The sequence below is a fragment of the Telluria sp. PB2R4 genome (genome assembly GCF_059685695.1).
The window spans coordinates 1-17,256 of sequence record NZ_JCASIC010000004.1; the positions used below are offsets into that span (position 1 = coordinate 1).

Annotated in this window: 19 protein-coding genes; 9 read left to right on the forward strand and 10 right to left on the reverse strand. The window is 65.3% G+C overall.

Annotation, left to right across the window (positions count from 1 at the left end; all coding sequences use genetic code 11):
* Nucleotides 1–544: transposase (locus tag AC56LU_RS08430; RefSeq protein ID WP_497175143.1), on the forward strand; the 544-nt coding region annotated here is incomplete at its 5' end.
* A gap of 25 nt (nt 545–569) precedes the next feature.
* Here AC56LU_RS08430 and AC56LU_RS08435 read toward each other — a convergent pair.
* Genes AC56LU_RS08435 through AC56LU_RS08445 form a run of 3 tightly spaced genes read right to left on the reverse strand, consistent with a single transcriptional unit; the run spans nt 570 to nt 2,861 of the window.
* Nucleotides 570–1,217: a response regulator gene (locus AC56LU_RS08435; protein ID WP_497175144.1), complete on the reverse strand. Its 648-nt coding sequence runs from the start codon at nt 1,215–1,217 to the stop codon at nt 570–572.
* Nucleotides 1,210–2,667 carry a sensor histidine kinase gene (locus tag AC56LU_RS08440; protein ID WP_497175145.1) on the reverse strand — a complete coding sequence of 486 codons (1,458 nt, stop codon included), beginning with the start codon at nt 2,665–2,667 and terminating at the stop codon, nt 1,210–1,212. Before AC56LU_RS08440 ends, AC56LU_RS08435 begins: the two co-directional genes overlap by 8 nt.
* Entirely contained in the window at nt 2,664–2,861 is a 198-nt protein-coding gene (locus AC56LU_RS08445) for a hypothetical protein (protein ID WP_497175146.1), read from the reverse strand. The genes AC56LU_RS08440 and AC56LU_RS08445 overlap by 4 nt, the downstream gene beginning before the upstream one ends.
* A gap of 58 nt (nt 2,862–2,919) precedes the next feature.
* Between AC56LU_RS08445 and greB the strand changes: the two genes are divergently transcribed.
* The 3 genes from greB to AC56LU_RS08460 all read left to right on the forward strand — a co-directional run bounded on the left by greB (nt 2,920) and on the right by AC56LU_RS08460 (nt 4,620).
* Nucleotides 2,920–3,489, forward strand: coding sequence for a transcription elongation factor GreB (gene greB / locus AC56LU_RS08450; RefSeq protein WP_497175147.1), 570 nt, complete (start codon nt 2,920–2,922; stop codon nt 3,487–3,489).
* A 7-nt stretch (nt 3,490–3,496) separates the two neighbouring features.
* A complete protein-coding gene (locus AC56LU_RS08455; protein ID WP_497175148.1) occupies nt 3,497–4,093 on the forward strand; it encodes a biliverdin-producing heme oxygenase in 597 nt (198 codons plus the stop codon).
* Nucleotides 4,094–4,194: 101 nt separating this feature from the next.
* Entirely contained in the window at nt 4,195–4,620 is a 426-nt protein-coding gene (locus tag AC56LU_RS08460) for a YciI family protein (RefSeq protein ID WP_497175149.1), read from the forward strand.
* Nucleotides 4,621–4,647: 27 nt separating this feature from the next.
* Here AC56LU_RS08460 and AC56LU_RS08465 read toward each other — a convergent pair whose 3' ends face one another.
* From AC56LU_RS08465 to AC56LU_RS08495, 7 genes are all read right to left on the reverse strand, one after another.
* Entirely contained in the window at nt 4,648–5,034 is a 387-nt protein-coding gene (locus AC56LU_RS08465) for a VOC family protein (protein ID WP_497175150.1), read from the reverse strand.
* A 73-nt stretch (nt 5,035–5,107) separates the two neighbouring features.
* Nucleotides 5,108–5,602, reverse strand: a complete 495-nt coding sequence (locus AC56LU_RS08470) for a hypothetical protein (RefSeq protein WP_497175151.1) — start codon at nt 5,600–5,602, stop codon at nt 5,108–5,110.
* 104 nt (nt 5,603–5,706) lie between these two features.
* Nucleotides 5,707–7,920, reverse strand: coding sequence for an O-linked N-acetylglucosamine transferase, SPINDLY family protein (locus AC56LU_RS08475; RefSeq protein ID WP_497175152.1), 2,214 nt, complete (start codon nt 7,918–7,920; stop codon nt 5,707–5,709).
* Nucleotides 7,921–8,161: 241 nt separating this feature from the next.
* On the reverse strand, nt 8,162–10,402 hold the full coding sequence (locus tag AC56LU_RS08480) for a RelA/SpoT family protein (RefSeq protein ID WP_497175153.1): 2,241 nt from the start codon (nt 10,400–10,402) through the stop codon (nt 8,162–8,164).
* A 65-nt stretch (nt 10,403–10,467) separates the two neighbouring features.
* Nucleotides 10,468–10,671, reverse strand: a complete 204-nt coding sequence (rpoZ, locus tag AC56LU_RS08485) for a DNA-directed RNA polymerase subunit omega (protein WP_193688750.1) — start codon at nt 10,669–10,671, stop codon at nt 10,468–10,470.
* 69 nt (nt 10,672–10,740) lie between these two features.
* Nucleotides 10,741–11,385, reverse strand: a complete 645-nt coding sequence (gene gmk, locus AC56LU_RS08490; protein WP_497175154.1) for a guanylate kinase — start codon at nt 11,383–11,385, stop codon at nt 10,741–10,743.
* 160 nt (nt 11,386–11,545) lie between these two features.
* Nucleotides 11,546–12,433, reverse strand: a complete 888-nt coding sequence (locus tag AC56LU_RS08495) for a YicC/YloC family endoribonuclease (protein WP_497175437.1) — start codon at nt 12,431–12,433, stop codon at nt 11,546–11,548.
* An 89-nt stretch (nt 12,434–12,522) separates the two neighbouring features.
* Here AC56LU_RS08495 and AC56LU_RS08500 point away from each other — a divergent pair, with 89 nt between their 5' ends.
* The 5 genes from AC56LU_RS08500 (at nt 12,523) to hemW (ending at nt 17,123) form a co-directional block, all read left to right on the forward strand.
* Nucleotides 12,523–13,500, forward strand: coding sequence for a serine/threonine protein kinase (locus AC56LU_RS08500; RefSeq protein ID WP_497175155.1), 978 nt, complete (start codon nt 12,523–12,525; stop codon nt 13,498–13,500).
* Nucleotides 13,501–13,508: 8 nt separating this feature from the next.
* Nucleotides 13,509–14,447: a PP2C family protein-serine/threonine phosphatase gene (locus AC56LU_RS08505; RefSeq protein WP_497175156.1), complete on the forward strand. Its 939-nt coding sequence runs from the start codon at nt 13,509–13,511 to the stop codon at nt 14,445–14,447.
* Nucleotides 14,448–14,458: 11 nt separating this feature from the next.
* The gene (gene rph, locus AC56LU_RS08510; protein WP_497175157.1) at nt 14,459–15,193 is read left to right on the forward strand and encodes a ribonuclease PH; all 735 of its coding nucleotides are present in this window, start codon (nt 14,459–14,461) and stop codon (nt 15,191–15,193) included.
* Nucleotides 15,194–15,280: 87 nt separating this feature from the next.
* The gene (gene rdgB, locus AC56LU_RS08515) at nt 15,281–15,865 is read left to right on the forward strand and encodes an RdgB/HAM1 family non-canonical purine NTP pyrophosphatase (protein ID WP_497175158.1); all 585 of its coding nucleotides are present in this window, start codon (nt 15,281–15,283) and stop codon (nt 15,863–15,865) included.
* A 10-nt stretch (nt 15,866–15,875) separates the two neighbouring features.
* On the forward strand, nt 15,876–17,123 hold the full coding sequence (gene hemW / locus AC56LU_RS08520) for a radical SAM family heme chaperone HemW (RefSeq protein WP_497175159.1): 1,248 nt from the start codon (nt 15,876–15,878) through the stop codon (nt 17,121–17,123).
* Nucleotides 17,124–17,256: the final 133 nt, after the last annotated feature.

Sequence of the window (17,256 nt, forward strand, 5' to 3'; positions counted from 1 at the left end):
GCAGAACCGCAGGGAGAAATCTGTCATCGGTCGAGCGCCAAGCGATGTGCTCGTGTCGATTGATGAAACGATTGAATTTCTCAACATCCAGTTAAAAGCGATCCGGAAGAAGATCAAGGCACATATCGACCGCCATCCCGATCTCAAAGACGACATGAAGCTCTTGACCAGCATTCCTGGCGTCGGATCGGAAACAGGGCACCATATGCTGTCAGTAATGCATACGCATCAATTTCGCTCAGCCGAACAACTAGCTGCCTATCTTGGCTTGGTGCCCGTGGAGCGCCAATCGGGTACTAGCCTTCACGCTCGACCCAAACTCTCCAAGGCCGGACCAAAGACAATACGCGCCGCCCTGTACATGCCCGCTATTACGGCCTTGAAGTGGAATCCACATATACGAGCACTCAAGGAGCGGTTGACCGCCAAAGGCAAGACGCCGATGGCGATCGTCGGTGCCGCTATGCGCAAGCTTGTACACCTCTGCTTCGGTGTGGTGAAGACGAGAACGAGGTATACCCCGGATCACGCCCAGGCTGCTTGACACCCGAGACGGTATCTACAAACGATCACCCCACGAGCTGGTTGCGGATCGCGTAATGCGTCAGTTCCGCGCTGTTCTTGAGCTTCATCTTGGCCAGCAGCCGCGCCCGGTATTCGCTCACCGTCTTCACCGACAGCGACAGTTCGCGCGCGATGTCGCTGACCGACATCCCGGAGGCGATCATGGTCAGGGTCTGGTATTCGCGGTCGGACAAGGCGTCGTGCGGCGGCGCCTCGTGGTCTTCGCCGACCTGGGCCGCCAGGGTCTGGGCCAGTGCGGCGCTGACGTACTTCTGGCCGGCCGCCACCTGGCGGATCGCGGTCACGAGTTCGCGCGGGGCGCTCTGCTTGGTCATGTAGCCGGCCGCGCCGGCCTTCAGCGAACGGATCGCGTACTGGTCTTCGCGGTGCATCGACAGCATCAGCACCGCCAGGTCCGGCTTGTCCTTCTTGATCTGCTTGAGTACCTCGATGCCATTGCGGTCGGGCAGGGAGATGTCGAGCAGCATTACGTGCGGCCGCGCCTTGCCGACCAGCTTGACGGCATCGATGCCGGTCTCGGCTTCGCCCGCGACGATGATGTCGCGCTGCTCGGCCAGGATCTGCTTCAGGCCCTCGCGCACGATCGCATGGTCGTCGGCGATGAATACCCGGATTGTTGCTTTGTCACTCATTCTGGTCTGGTTTGGCAGGGTGTGCCAGCCTGGTCTTGATGGTCACCATCGTGCCACCTCCGGGCGCGGACGACAAGGCCAGCGTTCCGCCGAGCGCCTTGGCGCGCTCGCTCATGCCGCGCAGGCCGAACGAGTGCGGCTTGAGGCGGTCGCCCGGAACGATGCCGCGCCCGTTGTCGCAGATGTTCAGGGTCAGGTGGGCGCGCTGGCGCCGCAATGCCACCGTGACCCGGGTGGCGCCGGCGTGCTTGGCGATATTGGTCAGCGCTTCCTGGAAGATGCGGAACAGGGCGGTGGCATGGTCGTCGTCGAGCACGATGTCGGTCTCTGGACAGCGGAAGATGCAGGCAATGCCCATCTGCTTCTCGAATTCCCTGGCCTGCCATTCGAGCGCCGCCACGATGCCGAGGTCGAGCATGGTCGGGCGCAGGTCGAGCGAGATGCGGTGCACCGCCTCGATCGTGCGGTCGACCAGGTCGTCGAGATAATGCGCCTTTTCCAGCACGGCCGGCTGGCTGTCCGGCAGGCGCGCGGCCAGCATGGCGAGGGCCATCTTGATGGCCGTGAGGTTGCCGCCGAGGTCGTCGTGGATCTCGCGCGCGATGCGCGCCCGTTCCTGTTCCTTGACCTGTTCGATGTGGTCGGTCAGCTCGGCCAGGCGCGCGCGCGAGCGCACCACTTCCTGCTGCTCGCCCTTGCTGGCGGTGATGTTGGTCATGATGCCGTCCCACTGCACCGCGCCGCCGTCGATGGGGTGCGGGGTGGCGCGCAGGTTGATCCACTTGACGTCCTTCCAGGCGTCGATCCAGATCCGGCCTTCCCAGTTCCAGCCCGACATGGCGGCGCGCGACGCCGCCATCGATTCCAGGTAGCCCTTGCGGTCCTCCGGCAGGATCAGGCGCTCGAACAGGGTGGCGTCATGCTGCAGCTCCAGGACCGACAGCCCGAGCAGCGCCGAGCAGCCTTCGCTCAGCCAGGGAAAATCCGACTGCCCGTCGGGGTGCAGCACGAATTGGTACACCAGCCCGGGGGTATTGCGCACGATGGCGTCGAAGCGCGCCTGCGACTGGGCCAGCGCCTGCGCCGAGGCTTGTTCCAGGCTGAGATCGTCGGCGATCGCCAGCAGCAGCGAACGCCCGTCGCGCACGATGCGCAGGAAACACAGCCGCACCGGATAGCTGCTGCCGTCGGCGCGCCGCAGGCGGGTGCGCAGGCTGACCTGGGCGCCGATGTCGTCGCCCAGCCCGTCCAGCAGGCCGGCCAGCGCCGCGCGGTCGAGGCTGGGTGCGAGGACATGGATGTCCATTGCCGCAAGCTGGACGGCATCCATGCCGAGGTTCAGGCGCGCAGCCTGGTTGGCGTCGATCACCGCCAGGGTGGCGCCATCCAGCAAATAGATTTCCGAAGCGGCCGCCTGCATTTCGGCGGCCAGGAAAGGTGTCGGGCTCATGGGTTTTCTGTTTCAGACTGGCCCTGGCGGCGCGCCCGCGAGCGTATCGTGAGCCGTCCGAGCACGCGGACCAGGTGGCCGGGCTGGCGCCCCAGGCGGCGCAGCAGCACGCGCAGGCCGCGGCGCCCGGACGCGAAGGCGGCGCGCAGCGCGCGCACCAGGATCGGGGGGATTGGCGGATTTGCTCGGCTCATGCTGAGCATGATACGGCAAGCGATGCGATGGGGGCGCCGCTGCCGTTACAATAGGGGCATGAACAAGGCATTCGTTAAAGAATCGGACAATGACGACGACGACGCGGAGGCGTTGGCGCTGGCCCAGGCCATTCCCGCCGGCGCCAAGAACTACATCACGCCCGCCGGCTACAAGGCCATCAAGGACGAGCTGCTGCAGCTGATCGACGTCGACCGCCCCGAGGTCGTGAAAGTGGTGCACTGGGCCGCCTCGAACGGCGACCGTTCGGAAAACGGCGACTATATCTACGGCAAGCGCCGCCTGCGCGAGATCGACCGCCGCATCCGCTTTCTCACCAAGCGCATGGATTCGGCCTTCGTGGTCGATCCGAGCGTGCATTACGGCAACGACCAGGTCTTCTTCGGCGCCACCGTGGCCTACCTCAACAAGGCGGGCGAGGAACATACCGTGACCATCGTCGGCATCGACGAGCTCGACCCGCTGCGCGGCAAGATCAGCTGGGTCTCGCCGGTGGCGCGCGCCCTGACCAAGGGGCGCGAAGGGGATGTCATCAGCTTGCAGACCCCGCTCGGTACGGACGAGCTGGAGATACTGTCCGTCGATTATCCGGAACCCATCACGGACTAATGCCTTCATGAACCGTTCCAACGACGCAGTGCGCGACACCGATGTCCTGGCCGCGCTGCGGACTGCCACTGCCTCGCGGCACGAGCGGCTCGACAGCGGCCTGCCCTTGTCCGCAGCCCATCCTTCCCTCGACGATTACGCCGCGCACCTGGTCATGCTGCGCGACTGGCTGGCGCCGCTCGAGCGCTGGCAGGCCGGTTTCACCGACGGCCCCCAGGCCGAGCCCACGCTGCCGGCCACGGCGCGCCTGGGCCTGATTCAGGCCGACCTTGCCGAGCCCGGCATGCCGGAGCCGGCGCCCCTGCGTCCTGCGGTCGACTGGCCGCTGGAAGCCAGCGCCGCCTACCGCTGGGGCGTCGCCTACGTGATCGAAGGTTCGCAGCTGGGCGGTGCCGTCCTGTACGCCAGGCTTTCCACGCCGCTGGCGCCGCACCCGCTGCGCTACCTGCACGGCGAGGAGGGCGGCCCGGGCCCGCGCTGGCGCGCCTTCATGCTGGCCTTGCGCGAGCGCGTCACCACCCCGCAGGAGATCGCCGAGGCCTGCGCCGGGGCCTGCGCGGCGTTCGACGCCATTTTGCTGTCCGCACCGCTGAAAAAACATTAAAAAAAGCCGGCGCGCGGTGTCGATTCCACCTTGCGCCGATCGTCGTCGTATCAAACGGCGGCACACGCTGCCATTCCTGACCACACACCACGGAGGATGCAATGCGATTCATGATTTTGCTGAAAGCGGACAAACACAGTGAAGCCGGCGAGATGCCCGACGAAAAGCTGCTCACGGACATGGGCAAATTCAATGACGAGCTGATCAAGGCCGGCGTGATGGTGTCGGGCGAGGGCCTGCATCCCTCCTCACGCGGCGCGCGCGTGCACTTCGGCAAGGACGGCGCGGTGCGCGTGGTCGACGGCCCCTTCGCCGAGACCAAGGAACTGCTGGCCGGCTTCTGGATCTGGCAGGTGGCATCGAAGGAAGAGGCGATCGACTGGGTCAAGCGGGTGCCGATGCCGATGCTCGGCGGCGAAGCCGAGATCGAGATCCGCCAGATCTTCGACTTGGAAGACTTCGGCGACGCATTGAGCCCGGAACTGCGCGAGCAGGAAGAGCGCCAGCGCGCGGCGCTGGCAGGCTGAGCGTTTGCGCTTCGCGCCCGCAGCGGCTCACTGCCCCGCGGGCGGCTCCCACAGCTCGACCTTGTTGCCCTCGGGGTCGATTACCCAGCCGAACTTGCCGAATTCGGAATCGTCGGCTTTCTCCAGCACATGGCAGCCTTCATCGCGCAAGGCCTGCAGCAGGGCGTCCAGGTCGGCGACCCGGTAGTTGATCATGAAGTTCGCCGTGCCCGGGGAAAAGTGCCCGTTGCCGGCCTGGCCGATCGACCAGACGGTGACGCCCCCATCCGGCTTGCGCGCCTCGTCCGACCACGTGAGTGCGGCGCCGCCCCAGTCCTGCACGTCGACGCCGAGGTGGCGCGCATACCAGGCGCGCAGCGACACCGGGTCTTGCGCGTGGAAGAAGATGCCGCCGATGCCAGTGACCCGTTTCATGATGTTCTCCGATCTGTAGAGAACGGCAACATTATCATTGGGTGCTTCCTGTTGGCAAACCCGAATGTGCCGCTTACTCGAAATAGGTAATTTTTCCGTTTAATTTGATCGTGCCGGCACCAGTTGCCATGTCCTCGCCGCCGGTAAAGCCGCCGCCGCCCGACGCCCTGAAATAGCGTCCGGTGCCGCCGGTGATCTGGAAGCTCGCATTACTGAACACGTATTTGGTTCCTTCGCCAGTGGGCACAAACTGTCCGGCGTAGTTTGCGAAGATAAGTTCACCAGTCTTGGTGACGATGGTGATGCGACCGTCGGTAAAGTTGAACAGCGGGCCGCTGGGCGTGATGCAATCGGTACCGATGAAGACAACGGGTCCAATCGCCGGATCGCCGCCGTGCCCGGTGATCGTGCCGCCCATCTTTGAGGCGCAGCGTAGCGATGGGCCGACCACCTCCTGCACGACGCCGGCGATGACCAGGGGTTTCGTAACGAAGGATTTGGCCGACGCGGAGAACGATGCGCCCAGCATCAGCGAGGCAGCGGCGAGGCGGAGGAACGATTTGTTCATGTGACGCTTTCTTGGGTAAGTAACATCTGCATCGTAATATGGACAAAAAGATAAGCGCGCACGAATGGATGAGCCGGCCCTTGTCCAAGGGCCGCTACCAGGTCTTAGGAGGATGCCGGTGGCGCGCCCGAGGGAGGCGCTGTCGCTGGCATGAGGTCGAGCGCCGCGGCCGGCAGACCAGCGCACCAGCGCTCCCACATCAGGCGCAGCGCGTGCTCGAGACCATCGACGATGCGCGGCACGGTGTCCGCCTGCCACAGCGGCGAACTGGTGCGCAGTCCGGCGCGCAGCTCGGCCAGCGCTGCCAGGTCCCGGCTCGCCGCGATGCCTTTGCGGACGAAGTCGTCGCCATCCTCGGCGACAAATTGCGCCAGGCCGCTGTGCTCGAGGACGGATACAGTCTGCCGTCCGACCATCGTATTGCCGGCCAGCGTCAGCGTGGGCACGCCCATGTACAGTGCGTGGATGCTGGTGGTGCCGCCTGAATACGGGAAGGTGTCGAGGCACAGGTCGATCGCGTTGTACATGGCGAGGTAGTCGCCCATCCCGGCGCGAGGATGAAAGCGGACGCGGTCCATGTCGACGCCTTCGTCCCGCAGCCAGCCGCGCAGTCGTTCGTGCCCGCTGCCGCCCTCGGGCATGCCGGCCAGGATCAGGCGCGCATCGGGCAGCGCGCGCAACAGCCTCCCCCACACGGCGACGACTTCAGGGCTGAACTTGCTGAGCCGGTTGAAGCTGCCGAAAGTCATGAAACCGTTCTTCAGCGCGGGCGGCGGCACGGGCGCGGGCGCGTTCGGGGCTGGTCCGAACGCAAACGCCATGGGCAGTGACACCAGCTTTTCCGTGAACTGCTCGTCGAAGCGTCCAGGCGGCGCCAGGTGCCGGTCGGTCAGCAGGTAATCCATCGTGGCCAGGCCGGTCGTGCCCGGGTAGCCGATCCAGGTGGCCTGCAGCGGCGCCGCCCTTCGTGCGAATACCGGCAGGCGGTTGAAAGCGGTCGGACCGGACAGGTCGATCAGGATATCGATGCCGTCGGCGCGGATCAGGCGCTCGACCGCGATGTCGTCGAGCTCGGCGATGTCGCGCCATTGCGGCACCAGGGCGCGCAGCTGCGCCGTGATGTGGTCGTGCGCCGGAAAATTATAGTAGGCGTACAGGCTCAGTCCCGGGCGCCCGGCAAGCTGCTCGAGTACGGGCTTGATGAAGCTGGCCACTGCGTGGTGGCGGAAGTCACCCGACACGAAGCCGATCCGCAGGCAGCGTCCAGCCTCCCGCGGATTGGCCCACGCTGGCGGAACGCCCAGGGTGGCGGCCTGCGCCTCCAGCAGTTGGCCGTAACGGCGGTGTTCATGGAACAGCTCCGCAGGCGGGACGCCCACCGTATGGCTCAGGCAGAACAACAGGTTGCAGCGTGTGTCGAGATGATCAGGTTTCCTCGCCAGTACGCGGCGGTAGGTGGCGACCGCCTCGTCGGTCTTGCCTTCCAGTTCATAAATCACGGCAAGCAAGTGCCACGCGTCGAGCGAGTCCGGGCTGAGTTCCAGCGCTGTCCTGATGCTGGCATGCGCCTCGTCCAGCAGCCCGAGGTCGGCCAGGGTGCCGGCGAGGCGGGTGTGCGCATCGGCGTTCTCCGGAAGCAGCGCGATCGACTGTTCCAGCACGCTCTTCGCTTCCTGGTACTGCCCGGAGCGCTTGAGCAGCAGGCCGAAGTTGCACAGCGTTTCAGCATCGTCCGGCGCATAGTGCACCGCCCGTCGCATCGCCTGCATGGCATCGTCCAGGTCGCGCTTCTTGTACAGCACGGCGGCAAGCAGCTTCCAGCCGAAACCGTGCTGGGGAAAGCGTTCGGTCAGTGCGCGCGCCGCGTCGCCGGCCGCTTCCAGTTGTCCTTGCGCATACAGGGCAGCGGCGGCCTCGACTTCGCCAGGATCCGGCTCGCCGCCGGCGTCGAGCTGGCGCTCCAAGGCGTCGATCTCCGGGCCTTCCAGTCCGTGCTGGCGGCCGAGCCCGATCAGTTCGGCCGCGGTGCCGAACTGGCGTGCTTCCATCAAGGTGTCGATGTAGGCCAGCCAGTAAGCGGCTTCGCCGGGCGCCGCCTGCAGTGCACTGGCGAAATGGGGGATCGCCGCGCCCGCGTCGCCGGCCCGGCGTTCGAGCAGGCCCAGCCCGAAATGGGCCTGGGCACTTTCCGGTTGGAGGGCGAGGACTGCACGGTACAGCTCGCCCGCCTGGGCGGGCCGGTCGGCATCCGCTTCGTGCAGCGCGGCTTGCAGCGCTTCGTTGGCGAGCCTCTGGATTTCGTCGTTCGACGCTGACATTCTTGGTTCCCGCACGGAAGGCTGGCGACAATGGCTCGGGTTTCTGGCCGTTAAGATAGTCCATGCCCCTGCCACCGTCAAGAATGGGGCTTGGCTTGCATCCTGGTGTCAGGCGCCGCGCTGCCGGGAGAGGAGCACGTTATGGCTTGCAACGAGCGCACGAATGGGTGAGTAGTGCCTTGGGCGTGCAGGCTGCGTGCGGGCCCGGGCGAGGTTCCCGGCCGCCGCTGCCCTTTCACAATCAGGAGCGTTCGCGCTCGACCCGGTTGACCCCCGCCACCCTGCGCAGGTTGCGGATCAGCTGCGCCAGGTGCACCCGGTCTTTCACCTGGATGGTGAAGCGCAGCTGGGTCATCATGTGTTCGTCGTCCTCGTCCATGCCGACGTAGGTGATGTTGGCGTCGGACTCGCCAATCTCGGCCGCCACGCGCGCCAGGATGCCCTTCTCGTTGTTGATGAGCAGGCGGATGCGGCAGTCGAAGCGGCGGTTCAGTTCTTCGCCCCACTGGACGGCGATCCAGCGGTCCGGTTCCTTGGCGCGCACGCGCTTGGCCGGCAGGCAGTCGCCGGTATGCACCACCAGGCCCTGGTCGCGGCGCAGCTGGCCCAGGATCTGGTCGCCCGGGATCGGCAGGCAGCACGGCGCCAACTGCACCGACACGCCTTCGCTGCCGTAGATCGTGACCGGGTCGATGTCGGCGGCGGGCAGGGGCAGGCTGGATGGCTTGTGATCGGGATCGGCGTCCATCAGGCCGAAGATGTGGCGCGCCACCAGTTGCGGCATACGCTTGCCGATGCCGATGTCGGCATACAGCTCTTCCATCGACTTGGCGGACGACTCGGCCAGCAGCTTCTCGACCGTCGCTGGCGGCAGCTCCGGATTGATGTTGCGCGCGGCCAGGGCGCCGGCCAGCAGTTCCTGGCCCAGCTCGACCGATTCGTTGACGTTCACCGTGCGCAGGTAGTGGCGGATCGCGGAGCGCGCCTTGCCGGTGCGGACATAGCTCAGCCAGGTGGGGCTCGGGCGCGATTCCGGATCGGTGACGATCTCGACGATGTCGCCGTTGTGCAGCTCGTTGCGCAGCTGGGCGGGCTCGTTGTTGATCTTGACCGAGACCGTATGGTCGCCAATCCCGGTGTGGATCGAATAGGCGAAGTCGAGCGCGGTGGCGCCGCGCGGCAGCGCGATGATTTTCGATTTCGGCGTGAACACGTAGACCGAATCCGGGAACAGGTCGACCTTGACGTGCTCGAGGAATTCGGCCGAGTCGCCGGTTTGTTGCTGGATGTCGAGCAAGGACTGCAGCCACGCGTGGGTGCGTTGCTGCAGGTCCGACATGTTCGAATCGCCGGTCTTGTACAGCCAGTGCGCCGCCACGCCGGACTCCGCCGTGCGGTGCATCTCCTGGGTGCGGATCTGGAACTCGACCGGCGTGCCATAGGGGCCGATCAGGGTGGTATGCAGCGACTGGTAGCCATTGATCTTGCGGATCGCGATGTAGTCCTTGAACTTGCCGGGCATCGGCTTGTACAGCGCGTGCAGGGTGCCGAGCGCCACGTAACAGTTCGGGACGGTGTCGACCACCACGCGGAAGCCGTACACGTCCAGCACCTGCGAGAACGACAGGTGCTTGTTGCGCATCTTCTTGTAGATGCCGTACAGGGTCTTCTCGCGGCCGTAGACTTCGGCCGTGATGCCGCTGGCGGAGAGCTGGTTCTTGACCGACTCGAGGATCTTCTTGACCACCTCGCGCCGGTTGCCGCGCGCCGCCTTGACGGCCTTGGCCAGCGTGAAGTAGCGCAGCGGGTACAGGTGCGCGAACGACAGGTCCTGCAGTTCGCGGTAGATGCCGTTCAGGCCGAGGCGGTGCGCGATCGGGACGTAGACTTCCATGGTCTCGCGCGAGATGCGGCGGCGCTTGGCCGGCACCATCACGCCCATGGTGCGCATATTGTGCAGGCGGTCGGCGAGCTTGATCAGGATCACACGCACGTCCGAGGCCATGGCCAGCAGCATCTTGCGGAAGTTCTCGGCCTGGGCCTCGACCTGGCTCTGGAATTCGATCTTTTCCAGCTTGGACAGGCCGTCGACCATGTTGGCGACCTGGGCGCCGAAGCGCTCGATCAGCTCGTCTTTCTTGACGTCCTGGTCTTCGATCACGTCGTGCAGCAGCGCGGCCATGATGGCCTGGGCGTCGAGCTTCCACTCGGCACAGATTTCCGCGACGGCGATCGGATGGGAGATGTAGGGCTCGCCCGACTTGCGGACCTGGCCGAGGTGCATCTCGTCGGAGAAGCGGTAGGCTTCCTTGACTTTCTTGAGTTCGGCGGGGGTGAGGTAGTCGGACAGCTTGTTGATGAGCTGCGTGACCGAGGCGACACCCGGAGCGGGCGCCGGTGCCTCGGCTTCTTGCGGTTTGCCCGGGCGCTTGGTCCGGGCAGGGGTGGCTGCGTGGGGCGAGTCCGGGGAAGACAATTTCATACGTTCTATCGATCAGCCAGTGTAGGCACAGAATAACAGAATAACGAAACCCGCCACCCCGGGTATTACATCGGCACCTTCTTCAGCATTTCGACGCCGACTTTACCGGCGGCGATCTCGCGCAGCGCGACGACGGTCGGCTTGTCCTTGGCTTCGACCTTCGGGGTGTGGCCCTGGAGCAGCTGGCGCGCGCGATAGGTCGCGGCCAGGGTCAGCTGGAAGCGGTTAGGGATGTTCTTGAGGCAATCTTCGATGGTGATACGGGCCATGGGGTCACTCCTAAATAGACTAGATCGCGGCAAACCTTGCGGCGCCGCGCCGATATTGCATTCGCTTGCTTAAGTTGCTTGTAGCGCGTGGATTCCCAGCTGGGCAAACAGGTCGGCGTTGCGCGCCGCCTGTTGGGCGAAACGGCAACGTGTCGCTATGACGATCGCCTGCAGTTGCGAGAGGGCGACGTTGAACTCTTCGTTGATGATAGCATACTCGAACTCCGGAGCGTGAGCGATCTCCCCCCCGGCGGCCAGCAGGCGGCGGGTAATGATGTGGGGCTCGTCGGTGCCGCGCTTGTGCAGGCGCTCTTCCAGGGCCTCGATCGACGGCGGCAAAATGAAGATGCCGGCGGCGTCGGGAAACTGCTTCTTCACCTGGCGCGCACCCTGCCAGTCGATCTCCAGCAGGATGTCGGTGCCGTTTCTCATTTCCTGTTCCACGCTCAGGCGGCTGGTGCCGTAGTAGTTGCCGTGGACTTCCGCCCATTCCAGAAACTCGCCGCGGTCGGCGCGCGACACGAAGTCTTCCGCCGTCGTGAAATGGTACTCGCGGCCGTCCTGCTCGCCCGGACGCGGCGGGCGGGTCGTGGTCGAGATCGATAGCTTGATGCCCGGTTCCAGCTTCAGCAGGGCGTTGACCAGGGTCGATTTGCCGGCGCCGCTGGGGGCGGCGACGACGAACAGGCTGCCGGAGAGGGCGGGAGTGATCATATGTGGTTCCTTGTTCTGGTACGAGTGTTCATCATAACGTTGAACGCGTGGGCAAGAAACTTGCCCACCCTACGAAAGCGGTTCGCCGTTCGTAGGGTGGGCGGGTCTCCCGCCCACGCGTTCAAATATCGCCCGCGTATCGTTGCGCGGCGACAACAAATTATTCGAGGTTCTGCACCTGCTCGCGCATCTGCTCGATCAGCAGCTTCAGCTCCATCGACGCATCGGCCAGCTCCTTCACCGACGCCTTGGCGCCCAGCGTGTTCGCCTCGCGGTTCAGTTCCTGCATCATGAAGTCGAGGCGCTTGCCGACCTGGCCGCCCTTCTTCAGGATATGGCGCGTCTCGTTCAGGTGGGCCGACAGGCGCGACAGCTCTTCGGACACGTCGATGCGGATGCCGTACAGCGTCACTTCCTGGCGGATGCGCTCCAGTACCTCCTGGCGCGTCAGGGTCGACGGGTTGCCGTGGCCGGCCAGGCCCAGCGCGTCCTGCATGCGCTCGATGGCCTTCTGCTGGAACTGCGAGATCACCTGCGGAATCAGGGGCGTGATGCGCTTGACGATCGCGTCCATGGAGTCGATACGCGACAGCAGCATCGCTTCCAGCGCCGCGCCTTCGCGCTTGCGGCTGTCGACGAAAGCGGCGACGGTGGTGGCGGTGAGGGCGGCGACATCGCCCTGCAGCGACTCCTGGCCCACGGTCGATTCTTCGATCACGCCGGGCCAGCGCAGCAGTTCGGCCACCGTCATCTGCGGCGCTTGCGCGAAGTGCTTCGTCACTTCAGCCTGCAGGCGCGCGAGGTCGGACAGCAGTTCCGCATTGAGCGCCTGCGAACCGCCGGACGTTTTACGGCCGAACGACAGGCGCACCTCGACCTTGCCGCGCGTGATCGCGGCCATGATTGCGGCGCGCAGGTCGGGTTCGAGTGCGCGCAGGTCGTCGTTGATGCGGAACTGGAGATCGAGGAAGCGTGAATTGACGCTCTTGATCTCGATGGTGAGGGTGCCGGCAGCGCCTTCGCTGGTGGCTACCGCATAACCCGTCATGCTAGAAATGCTCAATGAAGTCCCCGTTCTTATTCTTTACAAAGGCGACATTTATCCCACACAATTGCTGTGTTAAGCAAGGAACACGAATGGCCGCACAGAATAACGCCCCACTGCCTGATGGCCTGGAAATTGCCGGATATCGCATTGTAAAGAAAATTGCGTCCGGTGGGTTCAGTATTGTTTATCTGGCATATGACGCCGAAGGCAACGCGGTCGCCATCAAGGAATACCTGCCCAGCCAGCTCGCCCTGCGCGCGCCGGGCGAGCTCGCGCCCAGCGTGTCCAAGCCCAACCTGCCGGTGTTCCGCATCGGCCTGAAGTGCTTCTTCGAAGAGGGACGGGCGCTGGCGCGCATCGTCCATCCGAACGTGGTGCGGGTGGTGAACTTCTTTCGCGCCCACGAGACGGTGTACATGGTGATGGCCTACGAATCCGGCCACACGCTGCAGGACCACATCGCGCGCCTGCATGCCAAGGGCAGCCGCATGGGCGAAGCCTCGATCCGCCAGCTGTTCAACGGCGTCTGTGCCGGCGTGCGCGAAGTCCACGCCAACAAGCTGCTGCACCTCGACCTGAAACCTGCGAATATCTACCTGCGCAGCGACGGCTCGCCGCTGCTGCTCGACTTCGGTGCGGCGCGCCAGACCATCAACATCGATGCGCCGATGCTGGCGCCGATGTATACCCCGGGCTTCGCGGCGCCCGAGCTGTACAGCAAGGCGGCCGCGCTCGGCCCCTGGACCGACATCTACAGCATCGGCGCGGCCATGTATGCCTGCATGACGCGCACGATGCCGCCGCCGGTCGAAGCGCGCAGGGTCGACGACAAGACCGAAGCCGCGCTGGCAAGACTGGAGGGCAGCTATTCGCCCGAGCTGATCGACATGGTCCGCTCCTGCATGGCGCCCGATCCGCTGGCGCGCCTGCAGAGCGTGTTCGCGATGCAGAAGGTGCTGCAGGCCGCCCCCACGATCGCGCCACAGGCCGAGGAGGACGAGCAGGAAGCGCCGGCAGCCGGCTGGCGCGGCCTCGCCGGGCGCCTGGGATTCAAGCGTAAAGCCTAGGAGAGAACATGCAGTTTTCCGTCTACCAGCAGACCCACATCGGCGGGCGCAAGGTCAACCAGGACCGCATGGGCTACAGCTTCACGCGCGACGCGCTGCTGCTGGTGCTGGCCGACGGCATGGGCGGGCACCTGGCCGGCGAGGTCGCCGCGACCATCGCGCTGCAGACCCTGTCGATGATGTTCCGCATGCAGGCCAAACCCTACGTCAAGAAGCCCGAGCGTTTCCTGGAAGAGGCCTTGACCCAGGCCCACTGGGACATCCTGGCCTATGCCGAAACCCACAAGCTGCCCGAGACGCCGCGCACCACCGTGGTGGCCTGCCTGGTGCAGCACAACTGCGCCGTGTGGGCGCACTGCGGCGACTCGCGCCTGTACTGGGTGCGCCGCAACCAGGTGCTGGCGCGCACGCGCGACCACTCGCACCTCGAACACCTGATCGAGCGCGGCAGGGCGACGGAAGCCGACCGCAATACCCATCCCGACCGCAACAAGCTATGGAACTGCCTCGGCGCCAGCCAGGCGCCCAGGATCGACATCTCGCGCCAGGCCAGCCTCGAACCGGGCGATACCCTGCTGCTGTGTTCCGATGGCCTGTGGGGTATGCTGCCCGAGGCCGAGATCGTGCACCGGCTGTCCACCTCGACCATCGTGCAGGCGGTGCCGGACATGGTGACCATGGCCGCCGCGATCGGCGGCGCGCGCGCCGACAACACGACCGCGCTGGCGATCACCTGGCAGGGCGCGGACGCCAATGGCGCCGTCTCGCCCGGCGTGATCTCGACCCAGATGCTTCCCGAGGACGAGGTCAGCTCGACGATCACCGCCGGCCAGCCGCTCCCCCCGGGCGCCGCCGCCGCAGCCGATGCGTTCGATGAGGCCGAAATCGAAAAAGCGATTGCCGAGATCCGCGAGGCGATCGAAAAATCTTCCCAGTTACTCAAATAAAAAGGCCAATCATGACGTTTGCACAACGCCCGAGCGGGCGCGCGGTCGACCAGCTGCGCAGCATCCGCATCACCCGCCAGTACACGAAGCACGCCGAAGGGTCGGTCCTGATCGAGTGCGGCGACACCAAGGTGATCTGCACCGCCAGCATCGAAGAGAAGGTGCCGGGCTTCCTGAAGGGGAAGGGACAGGGCTGGCTGACGGCCGAATATGGCATGCTGCCGCGTTCGACGCACACCCGCATGGACCGCGAAGCCGCGCGCGGCAAGCAGACCGGCCGCACGCAGGAAATCCAGCGCCTGATCGGCCGCTCGCTGCGCGCCGCCTTCGCACTGGAAGCGTTCGGCGAGCGCACCCTGCACCTGGACTGCGACGTCATCCAGGCCGACGGCGGCACCCGCACCGCCGCGATCACCGGCGCGATGGTGGCGGCCTACGACGCCTTCAATGCGCTGGTGGGGCAGGGCGTGCTGGGGGCGGTGCCGGTGAAGCACTTCGTGGCCGCAATCTCGGTAGGCGTATACCAGGGTACGCCGGTGCTGGACCTGGATTATCTCGAGGATTCGGCTTGCGATACCGACATGAATGTCGTGATGAACGACCAGGGGCATTTCATCGAGGTGCAGGGCACGGCGGAAGGGGCGGCCTTCGATCGCGCCGGGATGAATCGCCTGCTCGACCTGGGGCAGCTGGGGATTACTGAACTCATCACCTTGCAGAAGCAGTCCTTGGGGCTGGCTGCATAAGGAACGGTCTGCATAAGCGCGCCATGGTCCGAAGCGGTAAAATAACCCCCCCCGTTTTATTCACCTGCTGCTGACCACCTGAGCGCCATGACCCAACGCCTGATCCTCGCCTCCAACAACGCCGGCAAACTGAAGGAATTCGCCCAGCTGCTCGAACCGATCGGTTTCGCGCTGCATCCGCAGGGCGAATTCGATGTGCCGGAAGCGGAGGAGCCCTTCGGCACCTTCGTGGAAAACGCATTGGCGAAAGCGCGCCACGCATCGCGCCTGACCGGCCTGCCGGCACTGGCGGACGACTCGGGCGTGTGCGTCAACGCGCTCGGCGGCGCGCCTGGGGTGTATTCGGCCCGCTTCGCCGGCGAACCCAAATCCGACGCCCGCAACAACGAGAAGCTGGTCGCCGACCTGGCCCGGCACGCCGACAAGTCGGCGTATTACTACTGCGTGCTGGTCTATGTGCGCCACGCCGACGATCCACAGCCGGTCATCGCCGACGGCCAGTGGCATGGCGAGATCATCGACACGCCGCGTGGCGCCAATGGTTTCGGCTACGACCCCTACTTCCTGATTCCGTCGCTGGGCAAGACCACCGCCGAACTCGAGCCAGGCGTGAAGAACGCCCATTCGCACCGCGGCCAGGCGTTGCGTGCACTGGTAGAGAAACTGAAATGATTCCGCGCATATGATACCTATTAAAGTCGCCGGCCCGGACACTGGCAAAAGCGCGAGCGAACCGCGCTCCCCGGCCACGACGGCCCTGCAATACCTGCAGCCCGGCGCCCTGAACCTGGCGGCCCTGCCGCCGCTGTCGCTCTACATCCACTTTCCGTGGTGCGTGCGCAAGTGCCCCTACTGCGACTTCAATTCGCACGAGGCCAAGGGCGAGCTGCCGGAAAAAGACTACCTCGACGCCGTGCGCCTCGACCTGGAGCAGTCGCTGCCGATGATCTGGGGCCGCAAGATCCACACGGTCTTCATCGGCGGCGGCACCCCGAGCCTGATGTCGGCCGCCGGCCTGGATCGCCTGCTGTCCGACGTGCGCACCCTGTTGCCGCTGGAGATCGGCGCCGAGATCACCATGGAGGCCAACCCCGGCACCTTCGAGGCCGAGCGCTTCAAGTCCTACCGCGACAGCGGCGTGAACCGCCTGTCGATCGGCATCCAGAGCTTCAACGGCGCCCACCTGAAGGCCCTGGGCCGCATCCACGACGAGGCCGAGGCCCTGCGTGCGGTGGAGATCGCGCGCTCTACTTTCGACAACTTCAATCTCGACCTGATGTTCGCGCTGCCGGGGCAGACACTCGAGCAGGCCCGGCACGACCTGGACACCGCGCTGTCCTTCGCGCCGCCGCACCTGTCGATGTACCACCTGACGATGGAACCGAACACGGTGTTCGCGAAGTATCCGCCGGCACTGCCGGACGACGACCTGAGCGCCGACATGCAGGACATGATTCTCGAGGCCACCGCCGGCGCGGGCTACCGGCACTACGAGGTCTCGGCCTACGCCAGGGAAGGCCGCCAGGCGAAACACAACCTGAACTACTGGGGTTTCGGCGACTACCTGGGCATCGGCGCCGGCGCGCATTCGAAGATCTCGTTCCCGCACCGCGTGCTGCGCCAGGCGCGCTACAAGCAGCCGGGCTCCTTCATCGAGGCCGCCAGGCGCGGCAACCCGGTGCAGGAAGAGCACGAGATCGGACGCGCCGACATGGGCTTCGAGTTCATGCTCAACGCGCTGCGCCTGGTCGACGGCTTCGATCCGAATCTGTTCGGCGAGCGCACCGGCATGAACATCAGCGCCATCGGCAAGGCCCTGAACGAGGCGGAAGGCAAGGGCTTGCTCTACCGGGATCACAAGCTCATCAAGCCGACCGAACTGGGCCAGCGCTTCCTGAACGACCTGCAGGAGATGTTTCTGACCTCGTAGGGGTGATCTGGTCCAGTGGACCGGATCACGCGCATGCCGACCGCGCGTTCAAGCACACCGTGAAGTACCGCGGTGCGTCTGTTCCCTGACAGTTGAACGCGCGGGCGGGGGACCCGCCCACCCTACGACAACC

Coding starts and splice junctions, on each gene's coding strand:
- AC56LU_RS08435 (WP_497175144.1), bottom strand. CDS start 1,217: ATGAGTGACAAAGCAACAATCCGGGTATTCATCGCCGACGACCATGCG.
- AC56LU_RS08440 (WP_497175145.1), bottom strand. CDS start 2,667: ATGAGCCCGACACCTTTCCTGGCCGCCGAAATGCAGGCGGCCGCTTCG.
- AC56LU_RS08445 (WP_497175146.1), bottom strand. CDS start 2,861: ATGAGCCGAGCAAATCCGCCAATCCCCCCGATCCTGGTGCGCGCGCTG.
- greB (WP_497175147.1), top strand. CDS start 2,920: ATGAACAAGGCATTCGTTAAAGAATCGGACAATGACGACGACGACGCG.
- AC56LU_RS08455 (WP_497175148.1), top strand. CDS start 3,497: ATGAACCGTTCCAACGACGCAGTGCGCGACACCGATGTCCTGGCCGCG.
- AC56LU_RS08460 (WP_497175149.1), top strand. CDS start 4,195: ATGCGATTCATGATTTTGCTGAAAGCGGACAAACACAGTGAAGCCGGC.
- AC56LU_RS08465 (WP_497175150.1), bottom strand. CDS start 5,034: ATGAAACGGGTCACTGGCATCGGCGGCATCTTCTTCCACGCGCAAGAC.
- AC56LU_RS08470 (WP_497175151.1), bottom strand. CDS start 5,602: ATGAACAAATCGTTCCTCCGCCTCGCCGCTGCCTCGCTGATGCTGGGC.
- AC56LU_RS08475 (WP_497175152.1), bottom strand. CDS start 7,920: ATGTCAGCGTCGAACGACGAAATCCAGAGGCTCGCCAACGAAGCGCTG.
- AC56LU_RS08480 (WP_497175153.1), bottom strand. CDS start 10,402: ATGAAATTGTCTTCCCCGGACTCGCCCCACGCAGCCACCCCTGCCCGG.
- rpoZ (WP_193688750.1), bottom strand. CDS start 10,671: ATGGCCCGTATCACCATCGAAGATTGCCTCAAGAACATCCCTAACCGC.
- gmk (WP_497175154.1), bottom strand. CDS start 11,385: ATGATCACTCCCGCCCTCTCCGGCAGCCTGTTCGTCGTCGCCGCCCCC.
- AC56LU_RS08495 (WP_497175437.1), bottom strand. CDS start 12,433: ATGACGGGTTATGCGGTAGCCACCAGCGAAGGCGCTGCCGGCACCCTC.
- AC56LU_RS08500 (WP_497175155.1), top strand. CDS start 12,523: ATGGCCGCACAGAATAACGCCCCACTGCCTGATGGCCTGGAAATTGCC.
- AC56LU_RS08505 (WP_497175156.1), top strand. CDS start 13,509: ATGCAGTTTTCCGTCTACCAGCAGACCCACATCGGCGGGCGCAAGGTC.
- rph (WP_497175157.1), top strand. CDS start 14,459: ATGACGTTTGCACAACGCCCGAGCGGGCGCGCGGTCGACCAGCTGCGC.
- rdgB (WP_497175158.1), top strand. CDS start 15,281: ATGACCCAACGCCTGATCCTCGCCTCCAACAACGCCGGCAAACTGAAG.
- hemW (WP_497175159.1), top strand. CDS start 15,876: ATGATACCTATTAAAGTCGCCGGCCCGGACACTGGCAAAAGCGCGAGC.